Origin of the sequence: Pseudomonas tolaasii NCPPB 2192 (genome assembly GCF_002813445.1) — a bacterium.
In the GTDB taxonomy this organism is placed as follows: domain Bacteria; phylum Pseudomonadota; class Gammaproteobacteria; order Pseudomonadales; family Pseudomonadaceae; genus Aquipseudomonas; species Aquipseudomonas tolaasii.
Genome location: NZ_PHHD01000001.1, coordinates 3,512,811 through 3,534,353 on the forward strand (window position 1 = coordinate 3,512,811; position 21,543 = coordinate 3,534,353).

The following is a 21,543-nucleotide window of genomic DNA, read 5'->3' on the forward strand; positions in this document are numbered from 1 at the left end:
TTTTGTGATGCCCCTGCAGGCCGAGCGCCACTTCGGGAAAACTTCGCTTACGGATTATTTCCCGTGAGCGCGGTTTTTTTCGACCAGCCTGTACAGAGGGATTTCGGCACCATTTTGGAGTTTTACATGCTCGAGCAGGCTCAACGCGTCCTCAAGGACATCTTCGGCTACGACAGCTTTCGTGGCCGCCAGGGTGCGATCATTGAGCGCGTGGCCAGCGGCGGTGATGCCCTGGTGCTGATGCCTACCGGCGGTGGCAAGTCGCTGTGCTTCCAGGTACCGGCGCTGTTGCGCAACGGCCTGGCGGTGGTGGTATCGCCGTTGATCGCGTTGATGGATGACCAGGTCGCCACCCTCGAAGAGTTGGGTGTGGCCGCCGCGTCCCTGAACTCCACCCTCAGCCCCGAGCAGCAGCGCGACCTGGCCGCGCGGATCAAGCGCGGTGAAGTGAAGATGCTTTACCTCGCGCCTGAACGCCTGGTGCAGCCGCGCATGCTGGCCTTTCTGCAGAGCCTGGAAATCGCGCTGTTTGCCATCGACGAAGCCCACTGTGTGTCGCAATGGGGCCATGATTTCCGCCGTGAATATTTGCAATTGGGCCAGTTGGCCGAACTGTTTCCCGATGTGCCACGCATCGCCCTGACCGCCACCGCCGACAAGCGTACCCGCGAAGAAATCGTCGAGCGCCTGCATTTGCAGAACGCCGAGCGTTTCCTGTCGAGCTTTGACCGTCCGAATATTTTTTACCGCATCGTGCCCAAGGAACAGCCGCGCAAGCAGTTGCTGGCGTTCCTGTCCGAGCGGCGCAGCGACGCGGGCATCGTCTATTGCCTGTCGCGCAAGAAGGTCGATGAAGTGGCCGCCTTCCTGTGCGAACAGGGCTACCCGGCGCTGCCTTACCACGCCGGTCTGCCCAATGATCTGCGCGCCTACCACCAGAAGCGCTTCCTCAATGAGGAAGGCCTGATCATGGTGGCCACCATTGCATTCGGAATGGGTATCGACAAATCCAACGTACGCTTTGTTGCGCACATGGACCTGCCCAAATCCCTCGAGGCTTATTACCAGGAAACCGGCCGCGCCGGTCGTGATGGCCTGCCCGCGGATGCCTGGATGGTCTATGGCCTGCAAGACGTGGTGATGCTCAAGCAAATGCTGCAAAACTCCGAAGGTGACGAGCGCCACAAGCGTCTGGAGCAGCACAAGCTCGACGCCATGCTCTCGTTGTGTGAAGAGACCCGCTGCCGCCGGCAAACGCTGCTGGCGTACTTCGATGAAGACATGCCCGAACCCTGCGGGCACTGCGATAACTGCATCGATGGCGTGCAAACCTGGGATGCGACCGAACCTGCGCGTCAGGCGTTGTCGACCATTCACCGCACCGGCCAACGCTACGGGGTGGGCCACCTGGTGGACGTGTTGCTGGGCAAGGACAACGAAAAAATACGCAGCTTCGGCCACGAAAAACTCTCGGTCTACGGCATCGGCAAAGCCCGTGCAGAAGGCGAGTGGCGGTCGTTGTTCCGCCAGATGGTCGCGCGCAATCTGGTGGACATCGACATTGAAGGGTATGGCGGCCTGCGTTTGAACGACAGTTGCCGGCCGTTGCTCAAGGGCGAAGTGAGCCTTGAACTGCGCCGCGACCTCAAGCCGCAAACCACCGTCAAGAGCAGCACCAGCCAGGCCAGCCAGCTGGTGCGTGGCGAGGAGCGCGAACAGTGGGAAGCCTTGCGCACGCTGCGCCGCAAACTGGCGCAGGAACACAGTGTGCCGCCTTACGTTATTTTCCCCGACTCCACCTTGCTGGAAATGCTGCGCGAGCAGCCAACCACCATGGCCGAGATGGCCAGGGTCAGTGGCGTCGGTGCGCGCAAGCTGGAGCGTTACGGTCAGGCGTTCCTCGAGGTGCTCGGCGGGCAGGCTGAAGCGCCCAAGGAGGTCGCCGATATTCGCCACGAGCTGATCAGTTTGGCGCGTGCCGGCATGACCCCGGTCCAGATCGCCGGTCAGCTTCAATGCTCGGAAAAAAACGTCTACACCTTGCTTGCCGAATCGATCGGCAAGCAGCAGTTGTCGTTGGAGCAGGCTCTTGATTTGCCGGAAGATTTACTCGGTGAAATCCAGGACGCTTTCCTCGACGGAGAAGGCGAATTGCCAGCAGTTGCGGAAATCGCACCGCTGTTTACCGGACGTGTTCCTGAGGGTGTTTTGTACTGTGTGCGGGCCGCTTTGCAGTCCGAATTCGAAATTTAATGCATCAATTACGACAATGTAACGAATCAGTACATAGCGACGCTTGCCTACTGGCATGGCTCATGCTTAGCTGACTAATAATTAGCCACACTTTATTTTCAGTCTAAAACAAGAGTTTTTTATGTCGTTAACCGATCAACACCGTTTTGGCATGCAGTTGGCGCAAATGTCGCGAGGTTGGCGCGCCGAACTGGACCGACGCCTGGCGGGGATGGGCCTGTCTCAGGCGCGCTGGCTGGTGCTCTTGCACCTGGCCCGCTTTGAAGAAGCACCGACTCAGCGCGAGCTGGCGCAAAGTGTCGGGGTTGAAGGGCCGACCCTCGCACGCTTGCTTGACAGCCTCGAAGGCCAGGGCCTGGTGCAACGCCAGGCCGTGGTGGAAGACCGCCGCGCCAAGCGCATTCTGTTGTGCGACACCGCCCGGCCCTTGATTGATCAGATTGAAACCATCGCCACCGCCTTGCGCCACGAACTGTTCGTGGGGGTGGATGAAGAGGATCTGCGCGTGTGCATGCGCGTGCATGGGCACATTCTGGCGAATCTGGAAAAGCCCTGATCCCTAGCACACTGATAATCAAAATGTGGGAGCTGGCTTGCCTGCGATGGCGGTGGCTCAGTCAGCTTGCTTGTTGACTGATACACCGCCATCGCAGGCAAGCCAGCTCCCACAGTGGGTTTTGCATTCGGGTTTTTAGAACGTCTGGCCCAGATTCAGGTACACCGCCTGCTCATTGGCATCATTGAATCCGTAGCTGAAATTCAGCGGCCCCAATGGCGTATCAAACCCCAGGAAAATGCTCGCAGCGTTGATGTAGCCGCTGTCGAACTGGTTGTCATTGTTCCACGCCCGGCCACGTTCCACCGAGGCCCCGAGGTACAGCGGGAAATCCAGTGGCAGGTACGAACGCGGTGTCAGGCGCCGGTAGTACACCGCTCGCATCAGGGCGATGTTCTGCCCCGAAATGGCATCTTCGCGAAAGCCTGACAGCTGTCGTGCACCGCCCAGCAGGAAGCTGGAAATCACCACGTCGGATTTATCCAGAGTGCGCCCGTAACGGCCGCCCAATATCAGTGTGTCCGGGCCGTGGCTCATGGCTTTGTCCAGCTTGAACTCCCATTGGCGATAACGTTGGTCCGAGCCCAGGCCGGGTTCGAATTCGCGCAACGCCAGGCCGATGTCTTCGCCGGTATGGGGGAAGTACACGTTATCCAGGGAGTCGAAGGAGTATTTGAGCTCATAGAAGCCTTCGCTGAAGTTCACGCTGGGCAGGTCGCGGTCGCCAATGCGCACGTCCGCCTTGCCCCAGGCCTCGCCAACGCCGAAGCGGATCTCGCCGCTGGTGCCGATCTGCCGACCCACGTTCAAGCCAAAACCGTAGCGTTCCAGGCGGTATTCAGAGATGGGGTCGTTGTCCAGAATCAGTTCAACGTTCTGCGCCTGGGCACTGATATAGGGCGCGACGAAGTAACGTGAGCCGGTATCCAGCGGCTGGTAGAACTCGCTGTACAGCTCCTGGCGATCGCCGATCTGCACGCGGGTCAGCCATTCGGCACCGAGGCGGTTGATGCCATTCATGCGGTAGCTGGCGCCGAGGTTGAAGGCGCTGTCGCCGCGCATGTCATCCGACAGGTTCAGGCCCAGGCGCAGGTAATCGGTGCCGGCGCGCTTGCCGCGCGCGCTGATCACCAAGGTGTTGTCCTGGCCCTTTTTTACCACTCGGTATTGCACCTGCTCGAAGTAGTCCAGGCCGTACAGGGTGCCCATGTCGGTTTGCAGGCGGCCCAGGTTCAGCGGCTCGCCGAGGGTCTGGCGGATGTAATAGCGGATCACGTCATCGCTGACTTTCGAGTCGTTTTCGACCTTGATGGCGGTGATCACCGGGGTCCGTTCGCCCGGCGTGCGCGCAGCCACCAGTTCCGGGTCGATAGGGGTGGTGGGGCGCAGGTGAGCCAGCCGCAGGTCGAGGGCACGGGTGGCGCGGTAGCCTGCGTCAATCATGTCTTTGGCGCGGCCAAAGTCCGTCACGCCATAGGCGGCCAGCGGCGGCTGGATCAGCACGTCTTTGGGATGCAGCGCCTTGAGTTGTTCTTCGGAGTTGCGCCGGGTCATCAGCGTGATGGACTGGTTCAGCACATCCACCACGGTGTTCAGCTGTTTGCGCGAACGCAGCGGGGTGCCGATATCGACCACGATGGCGATGTCGACGCCCATCTCCCGCGCCACGTCCAGCGGGATGTTGTCGGTCATGCCGCCGTCCACCAGCAGCCGGCCGTCGAGTTCTACCGGGGCGAACACGGCCGGGATCGACATGCTGGCGCGAATCACCTGGGGCAGATGGCCCTTGTTGAACACCACCTTTTCACCGGTGGTGATGTCGGTGGCCACGGCGCGAAACGGGATCGGCAGCTTGTCGAAGTTTCGCGTGTTGCTGCTGTGGGCGAACATGCTTTCCAGCAGCAGTGCCAGGTTCTGGCCCTGGATCACGCCGAGCGGCAGGCCGAGGCTGCCGTCGTCGCGGAAGCTGAGTTTCTGTTTGACCAGGAAATCCCGGTCATCCTGCTTGCGCCGAAACGGTACATCCTCGCGCGGCGGTGCGTCGGACAGCGCCTGTTGCCAGTCGATATTCAGCGCCAGCTTCTCAAGCTCATCAATCTTGTAGCCCGACGCGTACAGCCCGCCAATTACCGCGCCCATGCTGGTACCGGCAATGGCATCGATCTGAATGCCTTGCTCTTCAAGCGCCTTGAGCACACCGATGTGCGCCAAACCACGGGCAGCGCCGCCGGACAGTACCAGGCCAATTTTCGGGCGTGGTGCTTCAACGGCGTCGGCAAGAAGGGGGATCAGGCACAGAAACAGGCAGGACAGCAGGCGGCGCATCATGAATCTCGGGGCTGGGCGATAAAGGCCGGTATTATAGCCGCCTGATCCACCGAGCCCGTTACGCCAGGAACCTCTCAAATTATGTCCGCAAACAAACCCGAGATCGTCATAACCTATTGCACCCAATGCCAGTGGCTGCTGCGCGCCGCGTGGCTGGCCCAGGAGTTATTGAGTACGTTCAGCGACGACTTGAGCCGCGTGGCACTGGAGCCGGCCACCGGCGGGGCGTTCCGCATTACCTGCGATGGCGTGCAGATCTGGGAACGCAAGGCCGATGGCGGCTTCCCGGAAGCCAAGGTGCTCAAGCAGCGCGTGCGCGACAGGATCGACCCGCAGCGCGACCTCGGGCACAACGACCGTACGGTCTGACGGTCAGGCAGCCGCTGCCGGTTGCTTGGCCTGGCTGGCGCCTCCCATCAGGCCGGACAGCACGATGGCGATGATGATCAGTGCGCCGCCGAGCAGCATGCGCAAGGTCGGGGTTTCGGCGAACAGCAGCCACGCCACGGTGATGCCGTAAAGCGGCTCCATGGCGAATACCACCGACGCAGTACGCGCCTTGATCACCGCGAGGCTCGCGACAAACAGGCTGTGGGCCAGGCCGGTGCAGAACACACCGAGCAGGCCGATCCACAGCCAGTCGAGTGCGCGCACCTCGGCCAGCCCCGGCGCCGCCACGGGTAACAGGCAGGCGGCGACCACCACGTTCTGACACAGCGCAGCTTGCACCGCCGGAATCCGCCCGGCGCTGGCGCGGTTGTTCAAGGACAGCAACGAGAACAGCAGGCCCGACGCAATGCCCCACAGCAGCCCGCCCGTGGCTTCGCTGGCAAGGTTGAAATCCGGCGTGACCAGCACCAGGCCGACGGTCACCAGGGCCACCAGCAACACTTCATTGGCGCGGATGCGCTCGCGGAAGATCAACCCTTCCAGCATGACCGTGAAGGCGGGAAAGGCCGTAAACCCGAGGGTTGCCACGGCTACGCCCGCAACTTTCACGGCAATGAAAAACGTCACCCAATGGGCCGCCAGCAGCAAGCCGCTGATCAACAGCCGGCGCCAGTCGCGCATTTCCAGATTTTTCCACGGGGCATTGCTGGCAAAGCGCGCGAATACCGCGAGCGCCACCACGGCAAAGGCGGCGCGACCAAACACGATGATGGCCGGCGAGGCGGCCGCCAGTTTGCCGAATACGCCGGTGAGGCCAAACATCAATGCGCCGATATGCAGGGCGCCGAGGGCTGAGCGGGGAGTCATTGCAATCCTTGAACCAACGGGTGACAGACAGCCCAGTCTAGAGCGTGGCCGGGGCGAATGTCTGTCGTCCGGCTCGCGATGTTTAGCGCAAGACTCTTCCTACGACGCCCGCCGCAGTGCGCCGGGGGACGCGCCAAATTCGCGCAGCATCGCGGCGGCAAACGCACTTTGTGAGCTGTAGCCGACGCGCTCGGCGATTTCACCGATGGGCAGAGGCGTCTCCCGCAGCAGGGTCAAGGCCATTTTCAGGCGACGGCTGCGAATGTAGTCCATGGGCGTTTGCCCGCATTCGGCCATAAACCGCGCGTGCAGACGTGCTACCGACAGGTCGGCCAGCCGCGCAAGGTCGGCCACTTGAAGAGGGTGCGCCGCGTGTCGTTCGATATGCGCGTTGAACGCCGCATAGGGCAGGCGCCGGCCTGGCACAGGTTGGGCAAGGGGATGGTTGAGGCTGGCCAGCAACAGCACCGCGCCTTGCTGGACGATCAGCGGGTCATCCACCGGGCTGTGCGCCAGCCATTGCACCAGTTGGCTTTGGCGTGAATCCAGGGTCAGCCGCGCGGGTCGGTCGAGCAGGCGGCGGCTGGCGTCGGCGTGTTCACCCAGCGACTGCAGCACCCAGTGTTCCGTCGGCACATCCAGCACCAGGCAACGGCTGCCGTCGCGGCTGCCACAGGCGTGGTGGGCGGAGAAGGGCAGCACCATCACGCTGCTTTCGTGCACCTGGCTGCCACGGCCATCCACCTCAAGGTCCAGATGCCCGGACAATCCGAACACCAACTGCGCATGGTCATGGCTGTGGGCGAGGGGCGCTTCGATGTAGTGGCGCAGTGTGAGGGTCGGGCTCATCACGGTCTCCAGGGCTGCAGGCCGCCAGTCTACAACGCTTCAAGGGGTTTGAGCGCTGTCATCAGACTGACGCGAAGTTGTCATGGGCTATTAACTGCCGGGGCGCAAGCTCGCGAAAACACCGTCGAGGGATGCCCATGACCAGTGCCGAATTCGCCAAACCCAGCCGCAAACAACGGGTTCGTACCCTGTGGATTTCCGACGTGCACCTGGGCACCCGGGATTGCCAGGCCGAACACCTGTCGCAGTTCCTCAAGGGCTACCACGCCGACAAGGTTTACCTGGTAGGCGACATCATTGACGGCTGGAAAATGCGCGGCGGCATGTATTGGCCCCAGGCCCACACCAACGTGATCCGCCGTCTGCTGACCATGGCCAAGCGCGGCACAGAAGTGATTTACGTCACCGGCAACCACGACGAATTCCTGCGCCGCTATTCCAAGCTGATCCTGGGCAATATCCAGTTGGTGGACGAGGCGGTGCACGTTACCGCCGACGGCCGGCATTTGCTGGTGATCCACGGTGACCAGTTTGACGTGATCACCCGTTACCACCGCTGGCTGGCGTTCCTGGGGGATTCGGCCTACGAATTCACCCTTACGTTGAACCGCTGGCTGAACCACTGGCGCGCACGGTATGGCTACGGTTATTGGTCGCTGTCGGCCTACCTGAAGCACAAGGTGAAGACGGCCGTGAGTTTTATCAGCGATTTTGAAGAAGCCATCGCCCACGAAGTGACCAAGCGTGAGTTGCATGGCGTGGTCTGCGGGCACATTCACCATGCCGAGATTCGCAAGGTGGGCGAGGTGGATTACCTCAATTGCGGGGACTGGGTGGAGTCGTGCACGGCGTTGATCGAGCACTGGGATGGCAGTATCGAGTTGTATCGGTTGGCGGATGCGCAGGCGAAACAGGCGCAGTTGAAGGCCGAGATGGTCACAGGCTAAAGGATTCACTCGGTGTGACAAATGTGGGAGCTGGCTTGCCTGCGATGGCGGTATGTCTGTACCTGATCAGTTGGCTGATACACCGCTATCGCAGGCAAGCCAGCTCCCACACTGTTTTGTGTTTCTTCAGCTAGATGTTCGAGACGTCCGCGATGGCTTGGGCCAGCAGGGTCAAACGCGTGGCGTCGATGCCCGCCATACTCGCCCGGCCGGAACTCACCATGTACACGCTGTGCTTCTCCCGCAGCTGCCTGACCTGTTCGGCACTCAAGCCGGTGTAGGAAAACATCCCACGCTGTGCACCAATATGTGCAAACCGCTCGGCCAGCCCGTGAGGCGCCAGCGCCTCCACCAGCCCGGAACGCAGGAGTGCAATGCGCGAGCGCATGGCTTCCACTTCGTTGCTCCAGACCTTTTTCAGCTCACTGTCACCGAGGATCGTTGCGACGATCGCCGCGCCGTGATCCGGCGGTGTCGACCACAAATTACGCGCGATATTTGCCAGTTGGCTGCGCACATCCGTGAGCTTTTCGGCATCCGCCGCACACACGATCAGTGCGCCGACGCGGTCGCGGTACAGGCCGAAGTTCTTCGAGCAGGAACTGGTGACCAGCACTTCCGGCAACTCGGCGGCAAACAACCGCACGGCCCAGGCGTCCTGCTCCAGTCCATCGCCAAAGCCCTGGTAGGCGAAGTCGATCAGCGGCAGCAATTGGCGTTCGCGCACGATCTGCAGCACCTGGCGCCAGTCGTCCCGGGACAGGTCGAACCCTGTCGGGTTGTGGCAGCAGGCGTGCAGCAACACCACATCGCCCTTTGGCACGGTGGCGAGCACCGCCAGCATTGCCGCCACATCCAGGCGGTTATCGGCACCCACGTAAGGGTAGTGACTGACCTTGAGCCCGGCCTTGGCGAAGATGGTTTCGTGGATCGGCCAGGTCGGGTTGCTCAGCCACACACCACGACCGGGCAGGCTGTGGGCAATGAAGTCGGCGCTCAGGCGCAGCGCACCGGTGCCGCCCGGGGTTTGGGTGGCGCCGGCGCGGTGGTCGCGGATCAAGGCCGAGTCGGCGCCCAGCACCAGCTCGCTGATCAGCGTGCCGAACGCCGGGTTGCCGTGGCCGCCGATGTAGGTTTTGGTGGTCTGGGTGTCTACCAGGCGCTGCTCGGCGACTTTGACCGAGTGCGGAATCGGCGTCAGGCCCTGGTCATCCTTATACACGCCGACGCCCAGGTCGAACTTGTTCGGATTGGCGTCCTGGGCGTACAGGTCCATCAGCCCGAGGATCGGGTCGCCGGGCACGCGGGCAATCGCGTCGAAATACATTACTTGCGGCCCTCGGCGTCCCTGGCGACGTCGTCGGTGCGCGCGGCCATGATGAAATCGTTGCGGTGCAGGCCCTTGATGGAGTGGCTCCACCAGGTCACGGTGACTTTGCCCCATTCGGTGAGCAGGCCCGGGTGATGGCCTTCGGCTTCGGAGATTTCACCCATGGCGTTGGTGAAGGCCAGGGCGAATTTGAAGTTCTTGAACAGGAAAACCTTTTCCAGCTGCATCACGCCGTCGCGGACTTCGATGTTCCAGTCGGGGATCTGCTTGATCAGTACCGGCAACTCTTCATCGCTGACTTGCGGGGCGTCGGCGCGGCAGGCTTCGCAGTGGGCTTGGTTCAAGGTGGTCATGAAGGTGTCCTGAATTCGAAAGTGTGAAGATCAGTGGCGTCACCCTAAAGCAACGCACGGCCAGGGAAAAGGCTCACCTGGCCTCGAGATGTAAGGTTCACGCGGCTTTAGGCTTCGGTGGAAACTTCGGCGCGTGCAAGCCCAACTGCATACCGCGCTCAACCATGCCCATGATGTCTTCCTGCGCCACGTCGAACAGGCGCTTGAGCTCGGGCAGGACGAAATACAGCGGTTGCAGGATGTCGATGCGATACGGCGTGCGCATCGCTTCCAGCGGGTCGAAGGCTTGGTGCTCGGGCTCATCCGACAGGCAGTACACGCTTTCCTTGGGCGACGACAAAATACCGCCACCGTAGATGCGCCGCCCTTGCGGGGTGTCCACCAAACCGAATTCGATGGTCATCCAGTACAGGCGCGCGAGATAGACGCGCTGCTCTTTGGTGGCCGCCAGGCCGAGCTTGCCGTAGGTGTGGGTGAATTCGGCGAACCAGGGGTTGGTCAGCAGCGGGCAGTGGCCGAAGATCTCGTGGAAAATGTCCGGCTCTTGCAGGTAGTCCAGTTCTTCGCGGGTACGAATAAAGGTCGCCACCGGAAACTGTTTGCTGGCGAGCAATTCGAAGAAGGTCTGGAAGGGGATCAGCGCCGGTACCCGGGCGACTTGCCAGCCGGTGGTTTCGGCCAGCACTTTATTGATTTCGCCCAGTTGCGGAATGCGGTCCAGCGGCAGGCCGAGCTTGTCGATGCCGTCCAGGTATTCCTGGCAGGCGCGGCCTTCGATCACTTTCAACTGGCGCGTGATCAGGGTGTTCCACACCGCGTGCTCTTCCGGCGGGTAGTGGATAAAACCACTCGCATCGGGCTCGCGGGCCACGTATTGCGTCTGCTTCATACGGCTCTCCTGCTAGGCATTCGTTCTTGTTATGTCCTGCGATGAGCCTATTGATAGCGCGGACGACGGCGGATGCCATCGGGCTGCGGGCGGGGGATGTAGGAAAGTTTACCGTTTTCCGTAAAGTTTTCGTTACGAGCGTGCCATTGATCGGCGCGGCGGGCTGTGAAAAGGTCACGTTCTGTCACATAATCTTGACGACTATCTGTGTCAGACCGCAAAAAGTTGCGGCGCCTTCCCACCTTTCGGGCCTTTTCATGCGTATCAAAGTGCACTGCCAGAACCGCATCGGCATTCTGCGGGACATCCTCAACCTATTGGTGGAATACGGCGTCAACGTCGCCAAGGGCGAGGTGGGCGGCGAACACGGCAACGCCATCTACCTGTTTTGCCCGAACCTGGTGAACATGCAGTTCCAGGCGTTGCGCCCGCAGTTCGAGGCAATTGCCGGGGTGTTTGGCGTCAAGCGGGTAGGGCTGATGCCCAGCGAGCGCAGGCACATGGAGCTCAATGCGCTGCTCGGCGCGCTGGAGTTTCCAGTGCTGTCCATCGACATGGGCGGCTCCATCGTCGCCGCCAACCGCGCCGCGGCGCAGCTGCTCGGGGTGCGCGTGGACGAGGTGCCGGGCATTCCATTGTCGCGGTATGCCGAGGATTTCGATTTGCCGGAACTGGTGCGCGCCAGCAAGTCGCGGATCAATGGCCTGCGGGTCAAGGTCAAGGGTGACGTGTTTCTGGCGGACATCGCGCCGCTGCAATCGTCCGAGCATGACGACAGCGAAGCCATGGCCGGTGCCGTGTTGACCCTGCACCGCGCCGACCGGGTGGGCGAGCGTATCTACAACGTACGCAAGCAGGAGTTGCGCGGCTTCGACAGCATCTTCCAGAGCTCCAAAGTCATGGCCGCCGTGGTGCGTGAAGCCCGGCGCATGGCGCCATTGGACGCGCCGCTATTAATAGAAGGCGAAACCGGCACCGGCAAGGAACTGCTGGCACGCGCTTGCCACCTGGCCAGCCCGCGTGGGCAATCACCGTTGATGGCGCTCAATTGTGCAGGGCTGCCGGAGTCGATGGCCGAAACCGAATTGTTCGGCTATGGCCCCGGCGCATTTGAAGGGGCGCGGGCCGAAGGCAAGCTGGGGCTGCTGGAGCTGACGGCGGGCGGTACGTTGTTTCTCGACGGCGTGGGCGAAATGAGCGCGCGGTTGCAGGTGAAGCTTCTGCGCTTTTTGCAGGACGGCTGCTTTCGCCGTGTAGGCAGTGATGAAGAGGTGTACCTGGATGTGCGGGTGATCTGCGCAACCCAGGTGGACTTGTCCGAGTTATGCGCCCGTGGCGAGTTTCGCCAGGACCTTTATCACCGCCTGAATGTGTTGTCGCTGCACATCCCACCTTTGCGTGACTGTCTTGATGGGCTGGCGCCACTGGTTGACCACTTTCTGGATCAGGCCAGCCGGCAGATTGGTTGCCCGCTGCCCAAACTGGCGCCGGCGGCGATGGATCGTCTCAGCCACTACCACTGGCCGGGCAATGTGCGGCAGCTGGAAAACGTACTGTTTCAGGCGGTTTCGCTGTGTGACGGTGGCACGGTCAAGGCCGAACATATTCGCTTGCCGGATTATGGCGTGCGCCAACCGCTTGGCGATTTTTCGCTGGAGGGCGGGTTGGAGGCGATCGTCGGGCGGTTTGAGAAGGCGGTGCTGGAAGCCTTGTATGCCGAACACTCCAGCAGCCGGCAGTTGGGTAAGCGGCTGGGGGTTTCGCACACGACCATCGCCAACAAGCTGCGTGATTACGAAATTCTCAAGAGCGACAAGTAAACCACCTGGCACCCTAGGGTAAAACTGTGGGAGCTGGCTTGCCTGCGATAGCGGTAGTTCAACTGGCTCATGTGTGATTGATTCGCCGCCATCGCAGGCAAGCCAGCTCCCACATTTGATCTTTTTTGTCAGTGAGACCGAGGCTTGCCGTTAGCGGCAGTAGTCCGCCGTTTTTTCGACTCTGCCAGTGCATTGAAATCTTCACGCGTTCCCGCAAACCCCCGCCCCGCCTGGGCTTCATCCTCTTTTAAAAAGTTGGACCGCAAATTGCTTAAGCCTCATCAGTACAGCGGTGGGCGGCAAGCGTCCGTCAGAAAGAGGATAACGCGTGGACAAGTACCTTTATGTGGCAATGACCGGCGCCAGCCAGAATGCTCTGGCGCAGAAGGCCCATGCCAACAATCTGGCGAACATCTCCACCAACGGTTTTCAGCGTGACCTGGAGCAGGCGCGATCGATGCCGGTGTTCGGTGACAGCTTTCCGGCGCGGGCCTTTGCCCTGACCGAGCGGCCGGGCACGGACTTCTCGCCGGGCGCCATGATCGAAACCGGTCGTGACCTCGACGTGGCGGTCAGCGGCGACGGCTGGATTGCCGTGCAAACCCCTGATGGCGGCGAGTCCTATGTGCGCAGCGCCAGCATGAACATCGATGCCCTCGGCGTGCTGCGCACCGGCAACGGCATGCCGGTGATGGGCAACGGCGGGCCGATTGCCGTGCCGCCCGAGCAGAAGGTTGAAGTGGGGGCCGACGGCACCATCAGCATCCGCGCCATGGGCGAAGGCCCGCGGGTGATGGCTGAAGTGGACCGTATCAAGATGGTCCACCCCGACCTCAAGAACATGACCAAAGGCCTGGACGGCACCATCCACACCAAGGATGGCCAGCCGGCACAGGCCGACGCGAACGTGCGGCTGACCTCGGGTTTCCTGCAGGCGAGCAACGTCAACGCGGTGGAAGAAATGACGGCGGTACTGGCGCTTTCCAAGCAGTTCGAGCTGCACATCAAGATGATGAACAGCGCCAAGGAAGACGACCAGGCCATGACCCGCGTTCTGTCGATGAGCTGATTGGCAGCGTCACTGAAGACTAATTTTGCAGCGCAGCGCCAACAAACAGGCGCACGAAGGAGAACACTATGCTTCCGGCTCTATGGGTTGCCAAAACAGGTTTGGCCGCGCAGGACACCAACCTGACCACCATTTCCAACAACCTGGCCAACGTGTCGACCACAGGTTTCAAACGCGACCGCGCCGAGTTCCAGGACTTGCTCTATCAGATCAAACGCCAACCAGGCGCCCAGTCGACCCAGGACAGCGAACTGCCGTCGGGTCTGCAATTGGGTACCGGTGTGCAGATCGTCGGCACCCAGAAAAACTTCACGGCCGGTAACCTGCAGCAAACCAACCAGCCGCTGGACATGGCCATCAATGGTCGTGGGTTCTTCCAGATCCTGCAGCCGGATGGCACCACTTCCTACACCCGCGACGGTACTTTCCACCTGGACTCCAATGGCCAGATCGTGACTGCCAACGGCTTCGCCCTCGAGCCTGCGGTGGTGGTCCCCGCGGATGCCAAGACCTTTACCGTCGGCACTGACGGCACCGTGTCGATCACCGTGGCCGGTAACCCGGCGTCGCAAGTGATCGGCAACCTGCAAACCGCCGACTTCATCAACCCGGCCGGTCTGCAGGCCATGGGTAACAACCTGTTCCTGGAAACCGCTTCCAGCGGCGCGCCGCAAATCGGCACGCCCGGCCTGAACGGCTTCGGCACCACGCTGCAAAGCACCCTGGAAACCTCCAACGTGAGCACGGTTGAGGAGATGGTCAACATGATCACCACCCAGCGCGCCTACGAGATGAACTCCAAGGTGATTTCCACCGCCGACCAGATGCTTTCGTTCGTAACGCAGAATCTGTAATCAAGTCTATGGGGCGCTTTTTGCGGCGCCTGCAACACCGTGAGGTAAGGGTCATGAATCGCTATGTTTCTGTTCTGGCATTGAGTGGGATCGCCGTGCTCGCGGGCTGTGTCGCCCCGACGCCGAAGCCCAATGACCCGTACTACGCACCGGTGCTGCCGCGCACGCCGCTGCCGGCGGCGGCCAACAACGGCTCGATCTACCAGGCCGGTTTCGAACAGAACCTGTACAGCGACCGCAAGGCGTTCCGGGTCGGTGACATCATCACCATCACCCTGAACGAGAAGACCCAGGCCAGCAAGAACGCCAACTCGCAGATCGGCAAGACCAGCAAGACCAGCATCGGCCTGACTTCGCTGTTCGGCGGTGTGCCCAACACCAACAACCCGCTGGGCAGTGGCGACCTGAGCCTGGACGCCGGCTATAGCGGCGACCGCGCCACCAACGGCAAGAGCGCGGCGGGGCAGGGCAACAGCCTGACCGGTTCGATCACCGTGACCGTGGCCGACGTGTTGCCCAACGGCATCATTGCCGTGCGCGGCGAGAAGTGGATGACCCTCAACACCGGCGACGAGCTGGTGCGTATCGCGGGCATGGTGCGTGCCGATGACATTTCCACTGACAACACCGTGCCGTCGACGCGAATCGCCGATGCACGCATTACCTACTCGGGTACGGGTTCGTTTGCCGACGCAAGTCAGCCGGGCTGGTTCGACCGTTTCTTCCTTAGCCCGCTGTTCCCTTTCTAGGTGGCCATTTTGAAACTCAAACAGCTGATGGCTGCGGCAGTGTTGCTGGCCTTGAGCGCAGGCGCCTGTGCCGAGCGATTGAAAGACATCGCCAGCATTTCCGGCGTGCGCTCCAACCAGTTGATCGGCTACGGCCTGGTGGTGGGGCTCAACGGCACGGGTGACCAGACCACCCAGACCCCGTTCACCCTGCAGACCTTCAACAACATGCTCTCGCAGTTCGGTATCAAAGTGCCGCCAGGTTCGGGCAACGTGCAGTTGAAGAACGTGGCGGCCGTGTCCATCAGTGCTGACCTGCCTGCATTCGCCAAGCCGGGCCAAGTGGTGGATATCACCGTTTCGTCGATGGGTAACTCGAAAAGCCTGCGCGGCGGCACCTTGTTGATGACCCCGCTCAAGGGTATCGACGGCAATGTTTACGCCATCGCCCAAGGCAATCTGGTGGTGGGCGGGTTTGACGCCGAAGGCCGCGACGGTTCGAAAATCACCGTGAACGTGCCTTCGGCCGGTCGCATTCCGGGCGGCGCCACCGTTGAACGGACCGTGCCGAGCGGCTTCAACCAGGGCAACAGCCTGACGCTGAACCTCAACCGCTCGGACTTCACCACCGCCAAGCGTGTGGTCGACAAAATCAACGACATGCTCGGCCCAGGCGTGGCGCAAGCCATCGACGGCGGCTCGGTGCGCGTCACCGCGCCACTGGACCCCAGCCAGCGCGTCGATTACCTGTCGATCCTGGAAAATCTCGAGGTGGATCCGGGCCAGGCCGTCGCCAAAGTCATCATCAACTCGCGTACCGGCACTATCGTGATCGGCCAGAACGTCAAGGTGTCGCCGGCCGCGGTGACCCACGGCAGCCTGACCGTCACCATCACCGAGGACCCCATCGTCAGCCAGCCGGGGCCTTTGTCCAACGGCCAGACGGCCGTGGTGCCACGCTCGCGGGTTAACGCCCAGCAAGAAGCCAAGCCGATGTTCAAGTTCGGCCCCGGCACCACCCTGGACGAGATTGTCCGCGCGGTGAACCAGGTGGGCGCCGCCCCAGGCGACTTGATGGCGATTCTTGAAGCCTTGAAACAGGCCGGCGCCTTGCAAGCCGACCTGATTGTGATCTGAGGCCATGGCCATGGATATGCACAAGAGCGGAATCAGCAGCACGGCGGACTCGGGGTCTTACTCCGACTTGAACCGGCTTAACCAGCTCAAGGTCGGCGCCGACAAGAACAGCGATGCCAACGTGCGCAAAGTGGCGCAGGAGTTTGAATCGCTGTTTCTGAGCGAGATGCTCAAGTCTGCGCGCTCGGCCACCGAGGCGCTGGGCAAGGACAACCCGCTGAACACTCCGGCGGCCAAGCAGTATCAGGAAATGTACGACCAGCAGCTGGCGGTTTCGATGTCGCGTGAAGGCGGTGGTATCGGCCTGGCTGACGTGCTGATACGCCAGATGCAGAAGAACAAACCGGTGGACGCCCAGGCGGCCACGTTGCAGGGCCCGGCCGCCGAAGCACCGGCGAAGAAGCCGGATGTGCCGACCGAGATTGCGGCGGGCACCCAGGCCGACGGACCGTTGGGCCGCTCCAACGGTCAGCGCCCACTGTGGGCGGTGCGTGTGGCCGTGCCGGAAAACACCCACACACACGCCAACGACATGGAACTGATGAACCAGCGGCGTATCTCCCTGCCGAGCCGGCTGACCGACCGCCTGCTCGCCGGCATCGTGCCGAGCACCGACGCCGCTGCCGCCAAAGCCGCGCCGCTGCGCAACAGCGCCGCCGACGACAATGTGATCAACAGCACCGCCCACAATATTGCCGTGCCGAGCGGGCGCATGCAGGTGTACGGCCGCGCCATCGCCCAGCCGCCACTGGCGCCGGCGAAAAAGGCCTTCAGCTCCCAGGACGAATTCGTCGCCACCATGTTGCCGATGGCCAAGGCCGCAGCCGCGCGTATTGGTGTCGATCCGAAATACCTGGTCGCCCAGGCCGCGCTGGAAACCGGTTGGGGTAAATCGGTGATGCGCGCCGAGGACGGCAGCAGCAGCCACAACCTGTTCGGCATCAAGGCCGGGCAAAGCTGGCAGGGCGGCCAGGCCCGTGCGATTACCAGCGAGTTTCGCGATGGGGCGATGGTCAAGGAGACGGCGCAGTTCCGTTCCTATAACTCCTACCAGGACAGCTTCCATGACCTGGTGACATTGCTGCAAAGCAATGATCGCTATAAAGAAGTTGTGAAGTCAGCCGACAACCCAGAGCAGTTTGTACGCGAGTTGCAAAAAGCCGGATATGCAACCGACCCGGACTACGCCAGCAAGATTTCGCAGATCGCCAAAACGATGAACAGTTACCAGAATTACGCTGCCGCGGGCGCGACCACTCATTTATAAGGTCTGAATCATGAGTTTGCTCAGTATCGGGATGTCAGGGCTCAACGCCGCTCAAGGATCGCTGTCGGTCTTGAGTAACAACATTGCCAACGTCAATACCCCGGGATACTCGCGTCAGCAGACCACGCAGAACGCCAGCGCCAACAACCAGTATGGCGGGGTGTTCATCGGCAGCGGCACGACCCTGGCGGACGTGCGCCGCATTTATAACGATTTCCTCGGCGCGGCCTATCAAAGCAGCACCGCGCTCAACAGCGACGCCACGGCTTACGCAGGCCAGGCCGCCGCGATCGACAAGACCCTGTCGGACAAGTCCACCGGTATGTCGGCCGCCCTCAGCGCGTTTTTCGCTTCGCTGCAAACCGCTGCCGCCACGCCCAGCGATGTGTCGGCCCGGCAATTGTTGCTGACCAGCGCGCAGACCTTGAGCAACCGCTTCAACTCGATTTCCACGCAATTGACCCAGCAGAAAGAGTCGATCAACGGCCAGTTGGGGACCATGAGTGATCAGGTCAACAAGCTGACCGCGTCGATTGCCTCGTTGAACACGCAAATTGCAACGGCTCAGGGCTCGTCCACCAGCGCACCGGCCAACCTGCTGGACGCACGCAACGAAGCGGTGCGTTCGCTCAATGAGCTGATCGGCGTGACCGCGACCGAGAAAAACGGCCAGTTCAGTGTGACCACCGGCACCGGGCAGTCCCTGGTGGAAGGCGGTATTGCCAATACCATCTCGGCGGTGCCGAGCAAGACCGATAACAGCCAGTACACCATCCAGTTGAAGGTGGGCGACACCTCGATGGACATCGGCTCGGTGATTTCCGGTGGCAGCATCGGTGGCTTGCTGCGCTACCGCGATGATGTGCTGATGCCGGCCATCAACGACCTCGGGCGCATCGCCATCGCCACCGCCGACAGCGTCAACAAGCAACTGGGCCAAGGCCTGGACCTGAACGGCGATTTTGGCTCTTCGCTGTTTGGCAACATCAACAGCCCGGCCGCGATTTCCCAGCGCAGCCAGGCGGCCGCGGGTAACAGTGCGGGGTCGGGCAACCTGAACGTGACGATTGCCGACAGCAGCAAGCTGTCGACCTTTGACTACAAGGTCACCTTCACCAGCGGCAACCAGTACAACGTGGTGCGCTCCGATGGCAAGGCCATGGGCTCGTTTGACACCACCACCACGCCGCCGCCGGTGATCGACGGCTTTACCCTCGCGCTCAATGGCGCTGGGCCGGTTGCCGCCGGTGACAGCTTCAAGGTTAGCCCGACCGCCAACGGCGCCAGCGGCATTTCCGCCGACCTGAAGGACCCGAACAAAATTGCGTTTGCCGGGCCTCTGGCCGGTAACGCCAGCAAGACCAACACCGGTACCGGCACCTTCACGCCGCCGACGTTGACCCTGCCCATCGATATCAATGGTGGGGCTGCCAGTGCGCAACTGCGCACCGGGATCGAAAATTCGATGCCCGTGAAAATGGTGTTCGGCAAACCGGCGGCGGACGGCACCCAGTCCTACACGTTGAGCGACGCCCAAGGCAACTCGATCGGCACCGGCACCATCATCCCGGGCCAGGACAACAAGATTACCGTCAACGTGCCGATGCGTGATGCCAGCGGCGCGTTGATCCCTGGCAAGACGTTCGGCTTCGACACCACCGTCGCCGGTTCGCCTGCCAATGGCGACAGCACCACCTTTTCATTCAACAGCGGCGCGACGTCCGATGGTCGCAATGCCCAACAATTGCTGGGCTTGCAGACCAAGGCAACGGTGGGTGCGGTGGATGGCAATGCGGGCGTGAGCCTGGTGTCGGCCAACAGCCGGCTGGTGTCCCAGGTCGGCTCGAAAGCGGCCCAGGCCAATACCGACAGCACCGCTACCGGCGCGCTCCTGGCGGCGAACAAGGCGGCCAGCAACTCGGTGTCCCAGGTCAACCTGGATGAAGAGGCGGGCGACATGATCAAGTTCCAGCAGTACTACACCGCGTCGTCGCAGATCATCAAGGCCGCACAAGAAACCTTCAGCACATTGATCAACGCCCTTTAAAGGAGTCTGGAACGATGCGTATCTCTACACAGCAGTATTTCGACACCAGCTCCAGCAAATATCAGGACAACTATTCGGGTGTGGTCAAGGCTCAGGATCAAGCGAGCTCGGGCATACGCGTGCAGACCGCGGCGGATGATCCCGTCGCCGCCGCCCAGCTCCTGCTGTTGCAGCAACAAAAAGACATGCTGGGCCAGTACAACGGCAACATCACCAGCCTGCAGAACTCGTTGACCAACGAAGAAAGCGTGCTGTCGAGCATCAACACCGCGTTGCAGACTGCCCAGGGCCTGGCGTTGCAGGCGGGTAACCTGCAGTTGAGCAATGACGACCGCAAGGCGATTGCCGCCCAGGTCGGCGCGCTGGAGGATCAGGTGCTGGGTTTGCTCAACTCCAAGGACTCCAGCGGCAACTACATGTTCTCCGGGGCCAAGACCGATACGCCGCCTTACACCCGCAACAATGACGGCACCTACAGCTATCAGGGCGATGAAACCCCGTTGAGCCTGCAAGTGTCGAGCAACCTGTCGATTGCTGCCGGCGATACCGGCAAGACCTTGCTTGAAAGCTCCTCCAACGCGGGCCGCACCCAGGCCACGCTGTTGCCGCCTTCGGTCAACGACGGCAAGGTCTCGATCTCGGCGGGCCTGGTGACTTCAAGCAGCGCTTACACCAAGAGTTTTGCCGACGGCCAGCCCTACAAGCTGACTTTCTCCAGCAGTACCCAGTACAGCGTGACCGACAAGGACGGTAACGATGTAACCTCCGAAATCACCGGCAACGGCACGTTTGACTCCACCAAGGAGGGCGCCTCCAGCGTCAACCTGCGCGGGGTCAAATTCGATATCAGGCTGAACCTTGGGCCGGATGTTGCAACGGGCGCACCTTCCGATGCGCTGGTGGCGGGCAAGGCGTTCACCCTGGAAAGCAAGCCGGACAGCTTCAGTGTGTCGCGCACGGCCAGCAATGCGTCCACCGCACAATTGACGGGCGGCAGTGTCACCGATCAGACGGCTTACGCCAGTACCTTCCCCAACGCGGGGGCGGTCATCAAGTTCACCAGCGGTACCGATTACCAGGTGTTCGCCCAGCCCTACAGTGCCGACAGCAAAGCCATTGCCAGCGGTACCATCGCGGCCGGCGCAACGTCGATCACGGCGGCCGGGGTCACGTTTGGCATCAGCGGTACGCCGGGCGCCGGGGATCAATTTTCGGTCGGCGCCACCAGCAACAAAAACATGAATGCCCTGGACACTCTGGGCCAATTGCGCAAGATCCTGCTGACGCCGGCGGATGGCGATCAGGTTGCCAAGAACAACCTCAAGGACGTGCTGAACACCACCACCGCCAACCTGGCCAACGCTTCGGCGCAGATCGACCAGGTGCGCGGTTCTATCGGTGCGCGTCAGAATGCCCTGGATATCCAGGGCCAGGAGAACACCAGCCTGGGCCTGGCCAATACCTCGACCATGACCTCCCTGGCCAACGTCGACATGGGCCAGGCGGCGATTGACCTGACATTGCAGCAAACCATGTTGCAGGCCTCGCAGCTGGCCTTTGTGAAGATCTCCCAATTGAGCCTGTTCAGCCGCATGTGATCGGTGTAATAACAGACGGCCCACCCTGGCAACAGGGTGGGCCGTTCTCGTTTCGGGCAGGCGCAAATGTTGCCGGGTTTTGCATAAAGCGCACAAAATTGAGTGACCTGTGAGTCATAAAGCGCATCTTCACTGTATCGTGTGAAAAGGATAAGTCGTCAGCGGGTCTTTGCGCGGCGCTTTCAGCGAGATTTTTATGGGGTTATCCCCTTTATTGTCAGCACTCCCGGCGTAGCCCGAGGGGTGTTCTCCAGCTATTTA

Annotated in this window: 18 protein-coding genes; 12 read left to right on the forward strand and 6 right to left on the reverse strand. The window is 61.5% G+C overall.

Features of this window, described 5'->3' with window-relative positions; all coding sequences use genetic code 11:
- Positions 1–126 precede the first annotated feature (126 nt).
- Positions 127–2,253 (forward strand): DNA helicase RecQ, encoded by a 2,127-nt coding sequence (gene recQ, locus ATI14_RS16345; RefSeq protein ID WP_031320093.1) that lies wholly within the window; start codon positions 127–129, stop codon positions 2,251–2,253.
- 121 nt (positions 2,254–2,374) lie between these two features.
- A complete protein-coding gene (locus ATI14_RS16350; protein WP_016972457.1) occupies positions 2,375–2,809 on the forward strand; it encodes a MarR family transcriptional regulator in 435 nt (144 codons plus the stop codon).
- A 135-nt stretch (positions 2,810–2,944) separates the two neighbouring features.
- On the opposite strand, the gene ATI14_RS16355 is transcribed toward ATI14_RS16350, so the two are convergent.
- Positions 2,945–5,134, reverse strand: a complete 2,190-nt coding sequence (locus ATI14_RS16355; RefSeq protein WP_016972458.1) for a patatin-like phospholipase family protein — start codon at positions 5,132–5,134, stop codon at positions 2,945–2,947.
- An 84-nt stretch (positions 5,135–5,218) separates the two neighbouring features.
- Between ATI14_RS16355 and ATI14_RS16360 the strand changes: the two genes are divergently transcribed.
- Complete coding sequence (locus tag ATI14_RS16360; protein WP_016972459.1) at positions 5,219–5,506, forward strand: Rdx family protein; 288 nt, start codon at positions 5,219–5,221, stop codon at positions 5,504–5,506.
- Positions 5,507–5,509: 3 nt separating this feature from the next.
- On the opposite strand, the gene ATI14_RS16365 is transcribed toward ATI14_RS16360, so the two are convergent.
- Both ATI14_RS16365 and ATI14_RS16370 read right to left on the reverse strand, forming a co-directional pair.
- Entirely contained in the window at positions 5,510–6,394 is an 885-nt protein-coding gene (locus tag ATI14_RS16365; protein ID WP_016972460.1) for a DMT family transporter, read from the reverse strand.
- Positions 6,395–6,493: 99 nt separating this feature from the next.
- Entirely contained in the window at positions 6,494–7,243 is a 750-nt protein-coding gene (locus tag ATI14_RS16370) for an AraC family transcriptional regulator (protein ID WP_016972461.1), read from the reverse strand.
- Positions 7,244–7,380: 137 nt separating this feature from the next.
- On the opposite strand from ATI14_RS16370, the gene ATI14_RS16375 reads away from it, so the two are divergent.
- Positions 7,381–8,190: a UDP-2,3-diacylglucosamine diphosphatase gene (locus tag ATI14_RS16375; RefSeq protein WP_016972462.1), complete on the forward strand. Its 810-nt coding sequence runs from the start codon at positions 7,381–7,383 to the stop codon at positions 8,188–8,190.
- A gap of 130 nt (positions 8,191–8,320) precedes the next feature.
- Here the strand turns inward: ATI14_RS16375 and ATI14_RS16380 are convergent, their stop codons facing one another.
- The 3 genes from ATI14_RS16380 to phhA form a co-directional block, all read right to left on the reverse strand.
- Positions 8,321–9,517 carry an amino acid aminotransferase gene (locus ATI14_RS16380; RefSeq protein WP_016972463.1) on the reverse strand — a complete coding sequence of 399 codons (1,197 nt, stop codon included), beginning with the start codon at positions 9,515–9,517 and terminating at the stop codon, positions 8,321–8,323.
- Complete coding sequence (locus ATI14_RS16385; protein WP_016972464.1) at positions 9,517–9,873, reverse strand: 4a-hydroxytetrahydrobiopterin dehydratase; 357 nt, start codon at positions 9,871–9,873, stop codon at positions 9,517–9,519. Before ATI14_RS16385 ends, ATI14_RS16380 begins: the two co-directional genes overlap by 1 nt.
- A 97-nt stretch (positions 9,874–9,970) precedes the next feature.
- Entirely contained in the window at positions 9,971–10,762 is a 792-nt protein-coding gene (gene phhA, locus ATI14_RS16390; protein WP_016972465.1) for a phenylalanine 4-monooxygenase, read from the reverse strand.
- A 257-nt stretch (positions 10,763–11,019) separates the two neighbouring features.
- Between phhA and ATI14_RS16395 the strand changes: the two genes are divergently transcribed.
- The 8 genes from ATI14_RS16395 to ATI14_RS16430 all read left to right on the forward strand — a co-directional run bounded on the left by ATI14_RS16395 (position 11,020) and on the right by ATI14_RS16430 (position 21,282).
- Positions 11,020–12,582, forward strand: a complete 1,563-nt coding sequence (locus tag ATI14_RS16395) for a sigma-54-dependent phenylalanine hydroxylase transcriptional regulator PhhR (RefSeq protein ID WP_016972466.1) — start codon at positions 11,020–11,022, stop codon at positions 12,580–12,582.
- 328 nt (positions 12,583–12,910) lie between these two features.
- Positions 12,911–13,651, forward strand: a complete 741-nt coding sequence (locus ATI14_RS16400; RefSeq protein ID WP_016972467.1) for a flagellar basal body rod protein FlgF — start codon at positions 12,911–12,913, stop codon at positions 13,649–13,651.
- Between the two features lie 68 nt (positions 13,652–13,719).
- A complete protein-coding gene (gene flgG, locus ATI14_RS16405; protein WP_016972468.1) occupies positions 13,720–14,505 on the forward strand; it encodes a flagellar basal-body rod protein FlgG in 786 nt (261 codons plus the stop codon).
- A gap of 53 nt (positions 14,506–14,558) precedes the next feature.
- Positions 14,559–15,254 (forward strand): flagellar basal body L-ring protein FlgH, encoded by a 696-nt coding sequence (gene flgH / locus ATI14_RS16410; RefSeq protein ID WP_003214607.1) that lies wholly within the window; start codon positions 14,559–14,561, stop codon positions 15,252–15,254.
- A 6-nt stretch (positions 15,255–15,260) separates the two neighbouring features.
- Positions 15,261–16,370, forward strand: coding sequence for a flagellar basal body P-ring protein FlgI (locus tag ATI14_RS16415; RefSeq protein WP_165448228.1), 1,110 nt, complete (start codon positions 15,261–15,263; stop codon positions 16,368–16,370).
- Between the two features lie 4 nt (positions 16,371–16,374).
- Positions 16,375–17,637: a flagellar assembly peptidoglycan hydrolase FlgJ gene (flgJ, locus tag ATI14_RS16420; RefSeq protein ID WP_016971817.1), complete on the forward strand. Its 1,263-nt coding sequence runs from the start codon at positions 16,375–16,377 to the stop codon at positions 17,635–17,637.
- Positions 17,638–17,647: 10 nt separating this feature from the next.
- Positions 17,648–19,684 carry a flagellar hook-associated protein FlgK gene (gene flgK, locus ATI14_RS16425; protein WP_016971816.1) on the forward strand — a complete coding sequence of 679 codons (2,037 nt, stop codon included), beginning with the start codon at positions 17,648–17,650 and terminating at the stop codon, positions 19,682–19,684.
- A gap of 14 nt (positions 19,685–19,698) precedes the next feature.
- Positions 19,699–21,282: a flagellar hook-associated protein 3 gene (locus ATI14_RS16430; RefSeq protein ID WP_016971815.1), complete on the forward strand. Its 1,584-nt coding sequence runs from the start codon at positions 19,699–19,701 to the stop codon at positions 21,280–21,282.
- Positions 21,283–21,543 lie beyond the last annotated feature (261 nt).

Bases quoted from the DNA above. Each gene is read 5' to 3' on its own strand.
- flgH (WP_003214607.1), top strand. From the start codon at position 14,559: ATGAATCGCTATGTTTCTGTTCTGGCATTGAGTGGGATCGCCGTGCTC.
- phhA (WP_016972465.1), bottom strand. From the start codon at position 10,762: ATGAAGCAGACGCAATACGTGGCCCGCGAGCCCGATGCGAGTGGTTTT.
- flgK (WP_016971816.1), top strand. From the start codon at position 17,648: ATGAGTTTGCTCAGTATCGGGATGTCAGGGCTCAACGCCGCTCAAGGA.
- ATI14_RS16350 (WP_016972457.1), top strand. From the start codon at position 2,375: ATGTCGTTAACCGATCAACACCGTTTTGGCATGCAGTTGGCGCAAATG.
- ATI14_RS16365 (WP_016972460.1), bottom strand. From the start codon at position 6,394: ATGACTCCCCGCTCAGCCCTCGGCGCCCTGCATATCGGCGCATTGATG.
- ATI14_RS16380 (WP_016972463.1), bottom strand. From the start codon at position 9,517: ATGTATTTCGACGCGATTGCCCGCGTGCCCGGCGACCCGATCCTCGGG.
- flgG (WP_016972468.1), top strand. From the start codon at position 13,720: ATGCTTCCGGCTCTATGGGTTGCCAAAACAGGTTTGGCCGCGCAGGAC.
- flgJ (WP_016971817.1), top strand. From the start codon at position 16,375: ATGGCCATGGATATGCACAAGAGCGGAATCAGCAGCACGGCGGACTCG.
- ATI14_RS16385 (WP_016972464.1), bottom strand. From the start codon at position 9,873: ATGACCACCTTGAACCAAGCCCACTGCGAAGCCTGCCGCGCCGACGCC.
- recQ (WP_031320093.1), top strand. From the start codon at position 127: ATGCTCGAGCAGGCTCAACGCGTCCTCAAGGACATCTTCGGCTACGAC.
- ATI14_RS16375 (WP_016972462.1), top strand. From the start codon at position 7,381: ATGACCAGTGCCGAATTCGCCAAACCCAGCCGCAAACAACGGGTTCGT.
- ATI14_RS16370 (WP_016972461.1), bottom strand. From the start codon at position 7,243: ATGAGCCCGACCCTCACACTGCGCCACTACATCGAAGCGCCCCTCGCC.
- ATI14_RS16395 (WP_016972466.1), top strand. From the start codon at position 11,020: ATGCGTATCAAAGTGCACTGCCAGAACCGCATCGGCATTCTGCGGGAC.
- ATI14_RS16355 (WP_016972458.1), bottom strand. From the start codon at position 5,134: ATGCGCCGCCTGCTGTCCTGCCTGTTTCTGTGCCTGATCCCCCTTCTT.
- ATI14_RS16360 (WP_016972459.1), top strand. From the start codon at position 5,219: ATGTCCGCAAACAAACCCGAGATCGTCATAACCTATTGCACCCAATGC.
- ATI14_RS16430 (WP_016971815.1), top strand. From the start codon at position 19,699: ATGCGTATCTCTACACAGCAGTATTTCGACACCAGCTCCAGCAAATAT.